This is a genomic window from Hydrogenophaga sp. PML113, assembly GCF_001777155.1.
Taxonomy (GTDB): domain Bacteria; phylum Pseudomonadota; class Gammaproteobacteria; order Burkholderiales; family Burkholderiaceae_C; genus Hydrogenophaga; species Hydrogenophaga borbori.
Map to the genome: position 1 here is coordinate 140,919 of NZ_MIYM01000006.1, position 13,438 is coordinate 154,356.

11 protein-coding genes are annotated in these 13,438 nt (G+C 68.2%); 5 read left to right on the top strand and 6 right to left on the bottom strand.

Translation table 11 applies throughout. From position 1 onward, the window contains the following. Positions 1–53: 53 nt before the first annotated feature. Genes BHU06_RS13385 through BHU06_RS13405 form a run of 5 tightly spaced genes read left to right on the top strand, consistent with a single transcriptional unit; the run spans position 54 to position 5,196 of the window. Positions 54–977 carry a branched-chain amino acid ABC transporter permease gene (locus BHU06_RS13385; RefSeq protein WP_070399687.1) on the top strand — a complete coding sequence of 308 codons (924 nt, stop codon included), beginning with the start codon at positions 54–56 and terminating at the stop codon, positions 975–977. A 59-nt stretch (positions 978–1,036) separates the two neighbouring features. Beyond that, a complete protein-coding gene (locus tag BHU06_RS13390; RefSeq protein WP_070399688.1) occupies positions 1,037–2,818 on the top strand; it encodes an ATP-binding cassette domain-containing protein in 1,782 nt (593 codons plus the stop codon). Between the two features lie 11 nt (positions 2,819–2,829). Then, the gene (locus BHU06_RS13395) at positions 2,830–3,540 is read left to right on the top strand and encodes an ABC transporter ATP-binding protein (protein ID WP_070399689.1); all 711 of its coding nucleotides are present in this window, start codon (positions 2,830–2,832) and stop codon (positions 3,538–3,540) included. A gap of 26 nt (positions 3,541–3,566) precedes the next feature. Further along, entirely contained in the window at positions 3,567–4,256 is a 690-nt protein-coding gene (locus BHU06_RS13400) for an EthD family reductase (RefSeq protein ID WP_070399690.1), read from the top strand. 1 nt (position 4,257) lies between these two features. Further along, positions 4,258–5,196 carry a DMT family transporter gene (locus tag BHU06_RS13405; protein WP_239478217.1) on the top strand — a complete coding sequence of 313 codons (939 nt, stop codon included), beginning with the start codon at positions 4,258–4,260 and terminating at the stop codon, positions 5,194–5,196. A 71-nt stretch (positions 5,197–5,267) separates the two neighbouring features. Here BHU06_RS13405 and BHU06_RS13410 read toward each other — a convergent pair whose 3' ends face one another. The 6 genes from BHU06_RS13410 to dnaA form a co-directional block, all read right to left on the bottom strand. Next, positions 5,268–5,906, bottom strand: coding sequence for a c-type cytochrome (locus BHU06_RS13410; RefSeq protein ID WP_254668172.1), 639 nt, complete (start codon positions 5,904–5,906; stop codon positions 5,268–5,270). Next, positions 5,893–7,212 carry a sulfite dehydrogenase gene (gene soxC, locus BHU06_RS13415; RefSeq protein ID WP_254668173.1) on the bottom strand — a complete coding sequence of 440 codons (1,320 nt, stop codon included), beginning with the start codon at positions 7,210–7,212 and terminating at the stop codon, positions 5,893–5,895. Before soxC ends, BHU06_RS13410 begins: the two co-directional genes overlap by 14 nt. A gap of 122 nt (positions 7,213–7,334) precedes the next feature. Continuing rightward, a complete protein-coding gene (locus BHU06_RS13420) occupies positions 7,335–7,922 on the bottom strand; it encodes a TetR/AcrR family transcriptional regulator (protein WP_070399692.1) in 588 nt (195 codons plus the stop codon). Between the two features lie 31 nt (positions 7,923–7,953). Next, positions 7,954–10,539, bottom strand: coding sequence for a DNA topoisomerase (ATP-hydrolyzing) subunit B (gyrB, locus tag BHU06_RS13425; protein ID WP_070399693.1), 2,586 nt, complete (start codon positions 10,537–10,539; stop codon positions 7,954–7,956). A 79-nt stretch (positions 10,540–10,618) separates the two neighbouring features. Beyond that, on the bottom strand, positions 10,619–11,725 hold the full coding sequence (gene dnaN / locus BHU06_RS13430) for a DNA polymerase III subunit beta (protein WP_070399694.1): 1,107 nt from the start codon (positions 11,723–11,725) through the stop codon (positions 10,619–10,621). A gap of 114 nt (positions 11,726–11,839) precedes the next feature. Then, positions 11,840–13,252 (bottom strand): chromosomal replication initiator protein DnaA, encoded by a 1,413-nt coding sequence (gene dnaA / locus BHU06_RS13435; protein WP_070399695.1) that lies wholly within the window; start codon positions 13,250–13,252, stop codon positions 11,840–11,842. Between the last annotated feature and the right edge of the window lie 186 nt (positions 13,253–13,438).

A 13,438-nucleotide genomic window follows, 5' to 3' on the forward strand; every position in this document is an offset into this window, starting at 1 on the left:
GGCCGGGCGATCGGGCCCGCGATGGTCCGATCGCCCTTCTCCCGGAGACAGACATGACAGAAGCGCTCTTGCAGGCGGTTCTCAGCGGGCTGTGCGTGGGCGGTGCCTACGCCCTGGTCGCGCTGGGGTTCAGCGTTACCTTCACGACCACCAAGACCCTCAACTTCTCGCACGGTGAGTTCGTGTCGGCCGGCGCCTTCGTCGGCATGAGCGTGCTGTTCCTCGCCATCGGCAAACCGCTGACGGCCACCAGCTTCGGCGACGCCGAGCCCGGCGCCGCGGCGCAGCTGATGGCCCTGCTCGGCGCCCTGGGCGTCATGGGCCTGCTGGGCTGGCTGCTCTACGCCATCGGCGTGCGGCCCTTCGCCGGGCGCCCCGGCATGGCCTGGGTCATGAGCACCCTGGGCTTCGGCGTCATCCTGCAGAGCATCGGCCTGGCCATCTGGGGCCCCAAGCCCGTGGTGGTGCCCAGCCCCGTGGGCGACCACATCATCCGCTTCATGGGCGTGGGCGTGCGGCCGCAAGAGCTGCTCATGCTGGGCCTGGCCGTGGTGGTGATGGTCGGTTTCGACTTCGTCATGAACCGCACCCTGCTCGGCAAGGCCATGCGCGCGGTGGCCGCCAACGGCGCCGTCGCCAGCCTCATGGGCATCAACACCAAGGCGATCATGGTGATCGCCTTCGTCGTCAGCTCCGCGCTCGCGGGGCTCTCGGGCTTCCTGCTGGCGCCCATCGCCCAGGCCTCGCTCTTCATGGGCCTGACCGTGGGCCTCAAGGGCTTCTCGGGCGCCATGATCGGCGGCCTGAGCAACCCGCGCGGCTGCGTCATCGGCGGCTTTGCGCTGGGCGTCATCGAGTCGATGGTGAACCTCTGGCAGGCGCAGTGGCGCGAGGTGGCGATCTTCGCGCTCGTCATCCTGGTGCTGGCCTTCCGCCCGACCGGCCTGTTCGGCGCACGCACGGTGGAGAAGGTATGAGCCCCGCACGGCCGCCCGAAGGGGCTCGCATCGCAGCGCACAGCGCACCGAGTCGTCCCATGACCCGTGTCCCGCACATCGCCGGCGTGCTGCTGGCCGTGGCCCTGGTGGTCGGCCTCAGCTTCGCGCTGAACAACGACTACTACCTGCGCATCCTGTTCATGATGGGCGTGTACTACCTGTGCGCGGCCGGCATGAACGTGCTGGTGGGCTACGCGGGCCAGAAGTCGCTGGGCCAGGCCGGCCTGTTCGCGGCCGGCGCCTACGCCGTGGCCCTGCTGACCACGCGCACCGAGATCAGCCCCTGGATCGCGCTGGCGCTGGCGGCCGTGGTCTCGGGCGTGTTCGGCGTGCTCATCGCCCTGCCTTCGCTGCGCGTGAAGGGCCCCTACCTGGCGATGGTGACCCTGGCCTTCGGCATCGTGGTGGAAAAACTCGTGAGCGAGTGGACCGAGGTGTTCGGCGGCGCGCAGGGCGTCTATGGCATCCGCCCGCTCACCTGGGGCGACAACCCGCTGAGCACGCAGCAGTGGGTCTGGCTCACGGTCGCGCTGTGCGCCATCACCCACCTGTTGCTGCGCAACCTGGTGGGCGGGCGCTTCGGCCGCGCCCTGCTCTCGCTGCAGGCCGACGAGATCGCCTCGTCCTCGGTGGGCGTGCGGGTCTACCGCGCCAAGGTCATCGCCTTCGTGGTCGCCGCCGTCACCTGCGGCATCGCGGGCGCGCTGGTGGCGCAGCAGAACCAGTACATCAACTCCGACTTCATCACCTTCCACCTGTCGATCTTCATCCTGCTGCTGGTGCTGTTCGGCGGTGCGGGCTCCCAGTACGGGCCGCTGGTGGGCACGGTGATCCTCACCGCCATCGACGCGGCCCTGGCGCGCTGGCCCGCCGCGCAGCACTTCCTCTACGGTTTCCTGCTGCTGTTCGCGCTGTACGCCATGCCGGGCGGCGTGATGGGGCTGTTGAACGCCGTGTTCGCGCGCTGGCGCAAAACGCCTGAGCCGCCGCTGGACAGCCAGCCACGCGCCTACCGCCCGGCCTCGGAGGACGCCACGGGCGACCTGCTGGTGATCGAGAACGTCTCCAAGTCCTTCGGTGGCGTCAAGCCCGCGCAGGACGTGAGCTTTCGCCTGCAGCGCGGCCACGTGCACGCGCTGATCGGCCCCAACGGCGCCGGCAAGTCCACCATGATCAACATGGTCACGGGTGTGCTCGACCCCAGCGCGGGCACGATCTGCTTCCTGGGCCAGAACCTCGGCGGCCGGCCCGCGCACGCCATCTGCCAGCTGGGCATGGGCCGCACCTTCCAGAACCTGCGGCTGTTCGCCGAGCTCTCGGTGCTGGACAACGTCAAGCTCGGCCACCACACGCGCATGCGCAACGGCTTCTTCGCCTCGCTGCTGGCCTTGCCATCGGCGCGGCGCGAAGAGGCGCGCACCACCGAGCGCGCGCTGCAGCTGCTGGCGCTGGTGGACCTGCTGCCCCTGGCCCATTCGCCCGCCGGCAGCCTGCCCTATGGCCTGCAGCGCCGCGTGGAGCTGGCGCGCGCCCTGGCCACCGAACCGCAGCTGCTGCTGCTCGACGAGCCCGCGGCCGGCCTCAACCCGCAGGAGACCGCCGAGCTGGGCCAACTGCTGCTCAAGATCGCGCGCTGCGGCATCTCCATCCTGATGGTGGAGCACCACATGGACCTGGTCATGTCTATCTCCGACCACGTCATCGTGCTCGACTACGGCATCAAGATCGCCGAAGGCAAGCCGGCCGAGATCCAGAACAACCCGCGCGTGATCGAGGCCTACCTCGGCGTCGAGGACGAGGCCGCCCCGTCGGCGGCCTGAGGGAACACCACATGCTCAAGATCGATCAGCTCGAGGTGGCCTACGGCGCCATCCAGGCCGTCAAAGGCGTCAGCCTGGAAGTGAAGGCCGGCGAAGTGATCGCCATCATCGGCGCCAACGGCGCGGGCAAGAGCAGCCTGCTGCGCTGCATCGCCGGCCTGGAGCCGGCCGCCGGCGGCAGCATCCGCATCGCCGACACCGACTGCACGCGCCTGGCGCCGCACCGGCGCGTGGGCCTGGGCGTGGCCCTGTCGCCCGAGGGCCGCGGCGTTTTCCCCGACCAGACCGTGCGCGAGAACCTGATGCTCGGCGCCTACGCGCGCCGCCAGGACAAGGCCGGCGTGATGCGCTCCATCGAGCGCGAGTTCGGGCGCTTCCCGCGCCTGCGCGAACGCCAGGACCAGCTCGCGGGCACGCTCTCGGGCGGCGAGCAGCAGATGCTCGCCATCTCGCGCGCGCTCATGAGCGAGCCGCGCCTGCTGCTGCTCGACGAGCCCTCGCTGGGCCTGGCGCCGCTCATCATCAAGGACATCTTCAACGCCATCCGCCAGCTGCGCGAATCGGGCCTGACCATCCTGCTGGTCGAGCAGATGGCCAAGCAGGCGCTGGGCGTGGCCGACCGCGCCTACGTGCTCGAGACCGGCCGCATCACCCTGCAAGGTTCGGGCGCGCAGCTGTTGAACGATCCCAAGGTGAAAGCCGCCTACCTCGGCGCGCACTGAGCGCGCCCCACCCGGAGGACTGTTCCATGATCGTGCGATCGGGTTTGATCCAGAAGCAGGCGGGCTGGAGCGACGAGGACTTCCGCCGCCACTGGCGCGGGCACCACGGCGCCCTGGCGGCCCAGCTGCCCGGCCTGCGCCGCTACGAACAAAACCCCGTCGTCGACAGCCAGCAGCGCGGCTTCAGCTACCCGCGCGGGCCGGAGCGGCTCGACGGCTTTTCCATGCTCTGGTTCGACAGCGAAGCCGCCATGCGCGAGGCCCTGCGGACCGACGCCGGCCAAGCGCTCATCGCCGACGAGCAGCGCTTCATCGGCGACCTGCGCATCGTCACCATCGACCAGATGGAGGTGATATCACCGGACGCGGGCCGCCCGCTGCTCAAACGCATGTCGCTGCTGCGCCGGCGCGAGGACGTCTCGGCCGAGGAATTCCAACGCGAATGGCGGCAGGAGCACGCCCACCTGGTGAAGCGCGTGGCCGGCGTGCGCGGCTACCGGCAGAACCTCATCGTGGGCCGCGAGGCGCCCAAGGGCCACCCGGTGTCGCGCGAGGCCTGGCCCATCGACGGCATCGTCGAGCTCTGGTTCGACGACACCGATTCGCTGGACCAGGCCTTTGCCTCGCCCAAAGGCCAGACCCTGATGTCGCACGCGCGCGAGTTCATCGCCGAGATCACCACCTTCCTGGTCGAGCGCCACGTGGTGGTGGGCTGACGTGGCCGGCGGCGCGGCGAGCGGAGCGTCCTCCCACGCGGGCCTGAACGGCGGCGGCGAAGGCCGGCGCGCCTACGCCCTGCTGCTGGGCGCCATGGCCATCTGGGGCGTCAACCTCTCGGTGGTGAAGGCGCTCACGGGCTCGCTCGACGTGCTGACCGTGGCGGCCGTGCGCATGGTCGTCGCGGCGCTCGCGCTCACGGCCCTGCTGTTCCTGCGGCGCGAGCGCCTGCCCGTGCTGAGCGCGCGCGCCTTGCTCGCGCTCACGGGCTGCGCGCTGGTCATGGTCTATGGCAACCAGATCCTGTTCTCGGCCGGGCTGGCGCGCAGCACCGCCACCAACGGCGCCCTGATCATGTCGCTGGGGCCGCTGGTGTCGGCCCTGCTGGCGGCCCTGGTCTTTCGCGAACGCCTGGGCGCGCGCCGCCTGGCCGGCGTGGCCATCGGCTTTGCCGGCGTGGCCCTGGTGGTGCTGAACCGGCCGGGCGCGCAGCTGGGCGGCGGCTCCTGGGGCGACGCGCTCATCATCGCCTCGGTGGTGTGCTTCGCCTCGGGCGGCATCGCGGTGCAGCGCCTGTCCCGGGCCTTCACGGCGCTGCAGATCAGCTGGGTGGTGCACGTCATTGGCGCCACGCTGCTGGTGCTGCACGCGGCCCTGTCGCCCGAGGCGCGCCTGTCGGACCTGGCCCAGGCCTCGCTGACGACCTGGTCGCTGGTGCTGTACTCGGGCATGCTGGCCACGGGCGTGGCGGCCCTGGTGTGGAACCTGTCCATCGCGCGCCTGGGCATCGCGCGCACGGCGATGGGCTTCTACTGGGTGCCGATCTTCGGCGTGGCCTTCGCGGTGGCCTTCATGGGCGAGGCGCTGACGGGGTGGCACGCGCTGGGGCTGGCGAGCGTGATCCTGGGGTCGCGGCTGGGGTTCGCGCGGCGGGGCTGACGCGACGGGGATGAGCGGTACTCACCGTGGCCCCGTGGGCCTTGCACCCACGAGGCCAGTCGCTCAGTACTTCATCTCAAAACCTTGCAGTCCTTCATGCAACGCACGGCCTTGGTGTCGGGCCGGTCGTCGACGATGAAGCCGTCGCGGTTGGGCATCTTGAGCGCCTTGAGCGTGGTGGCGTTCACCACAGCGTCGGCCGGCAGCAGGCCGTTGAGGTGCAGGATGTAGCCCGTGACGGCGTAGACCTCGTCGTTGCTCAGGGACTGCGGCTGGGTGAGCGGCATGGCCCGGCGCACGTAGTCGAAGAGCACGGGTGCGAACGGGTACATGCTGCCCGGGGTCAGGAGGCGGCGTTCGGTGGTAAAGGAGCCGATGCCGCCGACCATGGTGCCGAACATGATGCCGCCCTCGGCCTTGGCGCCGTGGCAGGACGCGCACTTGCCGTCGTACACCGCCTGTCCCTGGGCGATGGTGCCGCTGCCGTCCGGCAGGCCCGCGCCGTCGGTGGTGCGGATGTCGATGTTCCAGCTGGCCAGTTCGGCCTCGGTAATGGGTTGGCCGAACGCGGCCTTGACCGCCGGCGCCGCGGTGGCGTGCGCACCGGGACCCTTGGGCTGTGTGGGCTGTGCGGCCTGCGCGCTGCCCGCCAGCAGCCAGGCGCAGGCCATGGCGCAGCCCAGGGGAACGAGGGTGTTAAGCGATCGCATTGCTCACCTCCCCGGCGGTGTTGATGGTCCACGGGAAGATGCCGTTGTGGTGCTGCACGAAGCCGGTGATGGCGCGCACCTTCTGGATGTCTTCCACGGTGGGTTGCACATAGCCCGTCGAATCCACCGCGCGGCTGGCGATCTTGGCGGGCGATCCGTCCCAGTTCCAGCGCAGGCGAAAGCGCGTCAGGCATTTGTCGAGCACCGGTTCTTCCAGCTCGGCCTGGCGCCAGGTCCGCCCGCCGTCCACGGTGACGTCCACCGCCCGGATCTTGCCCAGGCCCGACCAGGCGAAGCCGATGATTTCCACCGGGCCGCGCTGCACCTTCATCGAACCCGAGGGCGAGGTGATCACCGACTTGGCCTCCATGGCGAAGCTGAACTGGCGCCATTTGCCGTTGGGCATGGGGTCGGTGTAGCGCGCGGTTTCGCTGCGCAGGTGCCAGGGCTGGTCGCCCATCTTCAGGCGGCGCAGCCACTTGATGCTGACGTTGCCCTCCCAGCCGGGGATGAACAGCCGCAGCGGGTAGCCGTTCTCGGCGCGCAGCATTTCACCGCCCGTGGCGTACACCAGCAGGGCGTCGTCCATCAGCTTTTTGATGGGCAGGCTGCGGGCGTGGGCCGAGCCATCGGCGCCTTCGGCCAGGCCCCAGGTGGCCTTGGGGTCGACGCCGGCCTCGTCCAGCAGCACGGACAGCGGCACGCCCGTCCATTGCGTGCACGAGAGCAGGCCGTGCGTTTGCTGCACGGTCTTGGAGGCCGGTTTGAGCCAGTCGGTCAGGCCGTTGCCCGAGCATTCCATGAAGTAGAAGCGCGACACCGAGGGGTAGCGCATGAGGTCGCTCATGGTGAACACCAGCGGCTGGCGGACCATGCCGTGGATGGCGAACCGGTGCTGCTCCGGATCGATTTCCGGCACCCCGTTGTGGTGGCGCTCGTAGATCAGCCCGTTGGGCGTGACGATGCCGTGCTGCTGGTGGACCGGCGTGAAGCTCCAGTCGGAAAAGTTCTGCTTGTTCACCAGCACGTCGGTGCGCCGGCGTTTGACGTGCGCCTCGAACTTGGACGGCATGCCGTATTCGTTCTCGGGGATCGGCGTGCCCGGGCGCAGGTTGGATGGCGGCACCGGCAGCGCGGCCCGGGCCGGGCCGACCGCGGCCAGGCCCGCCAGGCCGGCGGCGGCCGCCGCCGTCTGCGCGAACAGCTGTCGCCGTGCGGGTTGCCGCGGGTGGGTGATGGACCGCGTGGTCGCCAGCTCCGATTGGGCCTGCCGCACCAAGCGCTGGCCTGGGTCTTCCTTGCTCACGGCTTGTCTCCAGTGGGGTGTTGTGGGATGTCTACCAACCGACCGATCGGTACAAGTCACTATGGCGGCAATCGCCAAGGAAGATCACTGGGGTTTACCCGTGCAGGCCGCGGCCCGCCGCGTCAGGTGGCGCGCAGCATGCGCAGCGTCAGGTCGTTGAAGCGCTCGGCGATGGCCTGTGCGCCCTCGGGCCGTTGCGGCTTCATCCAGAGGTAGCAGTAGTAGTACATGCCCAGCACGCCCTTGAGCACGAGCGCATCGAAGGGCCGGAACACGCCTTGTTCCGCGCCTTCGATCATGGTGTCGCGCCACACCTGTTCGTAGCGGCCGTGCCAGCCCATGACCTCGTTGCAGCGTTCGGTGGAGAGCGACTGAACGTCCCGGAAGCAGACCGTCAGCTCGGCCTGGTGCGAGGCCACCTTGTGCACCAGGACCGAGCCGAGCCGGGTCAGCCGCGCGACCGGGTCGCTTTCCTCGGCCTTGAGGCGCAGCGCGCTGTCGGCCAGCTCGGTGATGTACTCACGGGTCACGTCGTACAGCAGGTCTTCCTTGCTGCGGATGTGGTGGTAGAGCGCCCCGCGGCCGAGCTTCACCGCGTCCTGGATGTCGCTCATGCCGACCGCGTGGTACCCGCGCTGCGCGAACAGCTGGGCCGCGATCTTCACGATGCGCGCCCGCTGCGGCAACTCGGGGTAGTCGGTCACATCCATGGCAGGGCGGTGCCGGCGATCGCAAGGCCGGTCAGACGTCGATGTTGCCGGCCCTCAGCGCGTTGGTCTCGATGAAGTCGCGCCGCGGCTCCACCTCGTCGCCCATCAGCATGGTGAACACGCGGTCAGCCTCGATCGCGTCGTCGATCTGCACGCGCAGCAGGCGGCGCACTTCGGGGTCCATGGTGGTTTCCCAGAGCTGCTCGGGGTTCATCTCGCCCAGGCCCTTGTAGCGCTGGCGCGCGGTGGTGCGTTCGGCTTCGCTGATGAGCCATTGCATGGCGGTGCGGAAGTCGCTCACGCGCTCTTCCTTCTGCTTGTCGCCCTCGCCGCGCATGACCTTGGCGCCGTCGCCCAGCAGGCCGCGGAAGGTGTTGGCGGCCTCGGCCAGGGCGGCGTAGTCGGCGCCGTGCACGAAGTCTTGCGTGATGACGCTGCTCTTGATGTTGCCGTGGTGGCGGCGGCTGATGCGCAGCACGGGCTTGTCGGTGCGCTGGTCGAACTCGGCCGTCACCGTGGCGGGCACGCCGGTGGTGCTGAGCTCGCGCAGCTTGGTCTGCAGGTCCTGCGCGCTGGCGGACGCGGCCTCCATGTCGTCCAGGCCGAGGGCCACGCCGTCGGCCACGGCGCGCAGCGCCTCGGCGTCCATGAAAGCCGACAGGCGTGCGATCACGTGTTCGGCCACCTGGTGCTTGCGCGCGAGCTCTTCCAGGGTGGCGCCTTCGAGGGTGGCGTTGGACGCGCCGCCGGTCATCACCTTGGCATCTTTCAGCGCGATGCGCAGCAGGAAGCCGTCGAGCGCGGCGGCGTCCTTCAGGTACAGCTCTTCCTTGCCGCTCTTCACCTTGTACAGCGGCGGCTGCGCGATGTAGATGTGGCCGCGCTCCACCAGCTCGGGCATCTGGCGGTAGAAGAAGGTGAGCAGCAGGGTGCGGATGTGGGCGCCGTCGACGTCGGCGTCGGTCATGATGATGATGCGGTGGTAGCGCAGCTTGGCCACATCAAAATCGTCGGCGCCGCTCTTGCCGTCGCCGGCACTGCCGGCCTTGCCGATGCCCGTGCCCAGCGCGGTGATCAGCGTGAGGATCTCGTTGGAACTCAGCAGCTTCTCGTAGCGCGCCTTCTCCACGTTGAGGATCTTGCCGCGCAGCGGCAGGATCGCCTGGAACTTTCGGTCGCGGCCTTGCTTGGCCGAGCCGCCGGCGGAGTCGCCCTCCACGATGTAGATCTCGCACAGCGCCGGGTCTTTCTCCTGGCAGTCGGCGAGCTTGCCGGGCAGGCCCATGCCGTCGAGCACGCCCTTGCGGCGCGTCATCTCGCGCGCCTTGCGCGCGGCTTCGCGCGCTCGCGCGGCCTCGATGATCTTGCCGCAGATGATCTTGGCGTCGTTCGGCCGCTCCTGCAGGTAGTCGGTCAGCAGGCGGGCCACCACGTCTTCCACCGGGCCGCGCACCTCGCTGGAGACCAGCTTGTCCTTGGTCTGGCTGCTGAACTTGGGCTCGGGCACCTTCACGCTGAGCACGCAGCACAGGCCCTCGCGCATGTCGTCACCGCTGACCTCGACCTTGGCCTTCTTGGCCAGCTCGTTTTCTTCGATGTACTTGTTGATGACGCGCGTCATGGCCGCGCGCAGGCCGGTCAGGTGGGTGCCACCGTCGCGCTGCGGGATGTTGTTGGTGAAGCAGAGCACCTGCTCGTTGTAGCCGCTGTTCCACTGCATGGCCACCTCGACACCGATGTTGGTGCCCTGGTCGCTCTGGCGGTCGCCCGTGGCGTGGAAGATGTTCGGGTGCAGGACGGTTTTGCCCTTGTTGATGAACTCGACGAAGCCCTTCACGCCGCCCGCACCGGAGAAGTCGTCCTGCTTGCCGCTGCGCTCGTCGTGCAGGCGGATGCGCACGCCGTTGTTGAGGAAGCTGAGCTCGCGCAGGCGCTTGCTCAGGATCTCGTAGTGGAAGTCGTTGTTCTCTTTGAAGATCTCGGTGTCGGGCAGGAAGTGCACCTCGGTGCCGCGCTTCTCGGTGGCGCCGGTCACCTTCATGGGCGAGATCTCGATGCCGCTCTGGTCTTCCAGGATGCGGTTCTGCACGAAGCCGCGCGCGAACTCCAGCTGGTGCACCTTGCCTTCGCGGCGCACCGTCAGGCGCAGCCACTTGCTGAGCGCGTTCACGCAGCTCACGCCCACGCCGTGCAGGCCGCCCGAGACCTTGTAGCTGTTCTGGTTGAACTTGCCGCCGGCGTGCAGTTCGGTCAGCGCGATCTCGGCCGCGCTGCGCTTGGGTTCATGCTTGTCGTCCATCTTCACCCCGGTGGGGATGCCGCGGCCGTTGTCGACCACGCTGATGGAGTTGTCGGTGTGGATGGTGACGACGATGTCGTCGCAGTGGCCGGCGAGCGCTTCGTCGATGGAGTTGTCGACCACCTCGAACACCAGGTGGTGCAGGCCGGTGCCGTCGGAGGTGTCGCCGATGTACATGCCCGGGCGCTTGCGCACCGCCTCCAGGCCTTCGAGGATCTGGATCGAGCCCTCGCCGTAACCCTCGCTCGCCCCGGCCTGGTTCGGATCGATCTTGGGCTGGAAATTGGAGCTTTCGGGGCTCGTGGACTCGTCGGACATAGGAACTTTCTCGATCGCTAGAAACGCCAAACCCGCTGTTCAGCGGGTCGGGCTCGATATCGGGTCGGGAGCGCTGCGCTCAGATGCGCATGGGCATGACAACGTATTTGAAGGCGTTGTCGTCGGGGTTGGTGACGAGGGCCGAGCTGTTGCCGTCGGCCAGCTCCACACGGACCATCTCCTGGCCCATGTTCTGCAGCGCGTCGATCAGGTAGGTGACGTTGAAGCCGATCTCGATGGTGTCGCCACCGTAGTCGATGTCGAGTTCGTCGACCGCCTCTTCCTGCTCGGCGTTGCTCGAGGCCACGCGCAGCGTGCCGGGCTCGACGTTGAGGCGCACGCCCTTGAACTTCTCGCTCGTCATGATGGCGGTGCGCTGCAGGCTGGCCAGCAGCGGCGCGCGGCCCAGGGTGACGATGTTCTTGTGGTTCTTGGGGATGACGCGGTTGTAGTCGGGGAACTTGCCCTCGACCAGCTTGGTGACGAACTCCATGCCGTCGAAGCTGAACTTGGCCTGGTTGGCCGCGAACTGCATCTCGATGGCACCGTCCTTGTCGGACAGCAGGCGCTGCAGCTCCAGCACGGTCTTGCGCGGCAGGATGACCTCCTGCTTGGGCACTTCCACGTCCAGCGTGGCGGAGGCGAAGGCCAGGCGGTGGCCGTCGGTGGCCACCAGGCTGAGCTGCTGGCCCTCGGCCACGAACAGGATGCCGTTGAGGTAGTAGCGGATGTCGTGCACCGCCATGGCGAAGGACACCTGGCCCAGCAGGCCCTTGAGCGTCTTCTGCGGCACGCTGAACGCGGGGCCGAAGCTGGCCGATTCCTGCACCAGCGGAAAGTCTTCGGCCGGCAGGCTTTGCAGGGTGAAGCGGCTCTTGCCGCCCTTGAGGATGAGCTTGCCCCCGGTCTGCTCCAGGCTCACGGTCTGGTCGCCCGGCATGGTGCGCAGGATGTCGATGAGCTTGCGCGCGCCCAGGGTGGTGGCGAAGCTGCCGCTGTCGCCGTCGAGCTCGGCCGTGGTGCGGATCTGGATTTCCAGGTCGCTGGTGGTGAGCTGCAGCTGCGAGCCCGTCTTTCGCAGCAGCACGTTGGCCAGGATGGGCAGGGTGTGGCGCCGCTCCACGATGCCCGAGACCGACTGCAGCGCGGCCAGAACCTTGTCCTGCGAGGATTTGAAAACGATCATCTGCGGCTCTTTCGTTATTTGAAGGTGTCTCCCGGAGCGGGATCGGCGGGCCAAAACCCCCCTATTCTCGCCCTTTTTGAACGCTGTTTACCAGCGGTTGCACCTGGCGCGGGCTCAGCCTTTCAGGGTCTGCTCCAGCACATGCAGCTGCTGATTGAGTTCGGTGTTCTGCTGGCGCTCGCCGGCGATCTTGCGCACGGCGTGCAGCACGGTGGTGTGGTCTCGCCCGCCAAACAGTTCCCCGATCTCGGGCAGGCTCTTCTGGGTGAGCTCCTTGGCCAGGAACATGGCGATCTGGCGCGGCCGGGCGATGCTGGCCGGGCGCTTCTTGGAATACATGTCGGCGACCTTGATCTTGTAGAAGTCGGCCACCGTCTTCTGGATGTTTTCCACGCTGATCTGCCGGTTCTGGATGGACAGCAGGTCTTTCAGGGCGTCGCGCGCCAGCTGGATGGAAATGTCCTTCTGGTTGAAGCGCGAATAGGCCAGGATCTTGCGCAGCGCGCCTTCGAGCTCGCGCACGTTGGAGCGCACGTTCTTGGCGACGAAGAAGGCCACTTCCTCGGGCATCACGGCGGCCTCGGCGGCGGCTTTGTTGATCAGGATGGCCACGCGCATTTCCAGCTCGGGCGGCTCGATGGCCACCGTCAGGCCGGAATCGAAGCGCGAGATCAGGCGCTCGGTGATGTCGGCCAGGCCCTTGGGGTAGGTGTCGCTGGTGAGCACGATGTGGCTCTTGCGGGCCAGCAGCGCCTCGAAGGCATTGAAGAACTCTTCCTGGGTGCGGTCCTTGTTGGCGAAGAACTGCACATCGTCGATCAGCAGCAGGTCCAGCGAGTGGTAGCGGGCCTTGAACTCATCGAAGGTCTTGCGCTGATAGGCCTTAACCACATCCGAGACGAACTGCTCGGCGTGGATGTAGAGAACTTTGGCCTGGGGCCGCTCGGCCAGCAGGTGGTTGCCGATGGCGTGCACCAGGTGGGTCTTGCCCAGGCCGACCCCGCCGTAGATGAACAGGGGGTTGTACAGCTGGCCGAGGCTGCCGGCCACGTGCATGGCCGCGGCGCGTGCCATGCGGTTGGCCGAACCCTCCACCAGCGAGCCGAAGGTGAGCGAGGGGTTGAGCCGCGTCTTGGGCGCGCTGGCGGGCTCCAGGGGGGCCACGTCGGCCATCTCGGCGAGCACGGAATCGGCTGGTGCGTCGAACACAGGGCGGTTGGCGGGCATCGTCCGCGCGGGGGCTTCGCGAGGAGCGAGCGCTAACTCAAGTGTGACGGGCGCGCCTCGAACACTTTCCAGCAAGGCGCTGATGCGGGGGGCGTACTGGGCGCGGATCCAGTCGAGCTTGAAGCGGTTGCCCACGGCCAGGACGACCTTGGAATCGTCCGGCGCGACGGTGGCGCTCAGGGGGCGGATCCAGGTGTTGAACTGCTGCTCGGGGATTTCCTGGGCCAGGCGTTCGATGCACGCCGACCACAGCGAACGGTCGTCGCGCAGCGCGGCAGAAGGGGGGGGGCCCTCGGACATTCGGGAAGACGGGAGACGGTTTGTAGTTGTGGACAAGGGGCGTGGCCCCAGGGCGCGCATTGTAGGCACGCGCGGCAGTTATCCACAAGCGCCACCGGGCGATCTCAGGGCGCCCGACGCCGCGCCGGCCGGATACAGGGCTATCCGCATTGGCTTGCCGCGAAGGGGGGTTTCTGGCGATAATTG

What these genes read in the sequence shown, in the direction of transcription:
- BHU06_RS13385 (WP_070399687.1), top strand. Translation starts at nt 54, where the DNA reads ATGACAGAAGCGCTCTTGCAGGCGGTTCTCAGCGGGCTGTGCGTGGGC.
- BHU06_RS13390 (WP_070399688.1), top strand. Translation starts at nt 1,037, where the DNA reads ATGACCCGTGTCCCGCACATCGCCGGCGTGCTGCTGGCCGTGGCCCTG.
- BHU06_RS13395 (WP_070399689.1), top strand. Translation starts at nt 2,830, where the DNA reads ATGCTCAAGATCGATCAGCTCGAGGTGGCCTACGGCGCCATCCAGGCC.
- BHU06_RS13400 (WP_070399690.1), top strand. Translation starts at nt 3,567, where the DNA reads ATGATCGTGCGATCGGGTTTGATCCAGAAGCAGGCGGGCTGGAGCGAC.
- BHU06_RS13410 (WP_254668172.1), bottom strand. Translation starts at nt 5,906, where the DNA reads ATGCGATCGCTTAACACCCTCGTTCCCCTGGGCTGCGCCATGGCCTGC.
- BHU06_RS13420 (WP_070399692.1), bottom strand. Translation starts at nt 7,922, where the DNA reads ATGGATGTGACCGACTACCCCGAGTTGCCGCAGCGGGCGCGCATCGTG.
- gyrB (WP_070399693.1), bottom strand. Translation starts at nt 10,539, where the DNA reads ATGTCCGACGAGTCCACGAGCCCCGAAAGCTCCAATTTCCAGCCCAAG.
- dnaN (WP_070399694.1), bottom strand. Translation starts at nt 11,725, where the DNA reads ATGATCGTTTTCAAATCCTCGCAGGACAAGGTTCTGGCCGCGCTGCAG.
- dnaA (WP_070399695.1), bottom strand. Translation starts at nt 13,252, where the DNA reads ATGTCCGAGGGCCCCCCCCCTTCTGCCGCGCTGCGCGACGACCGTTCG.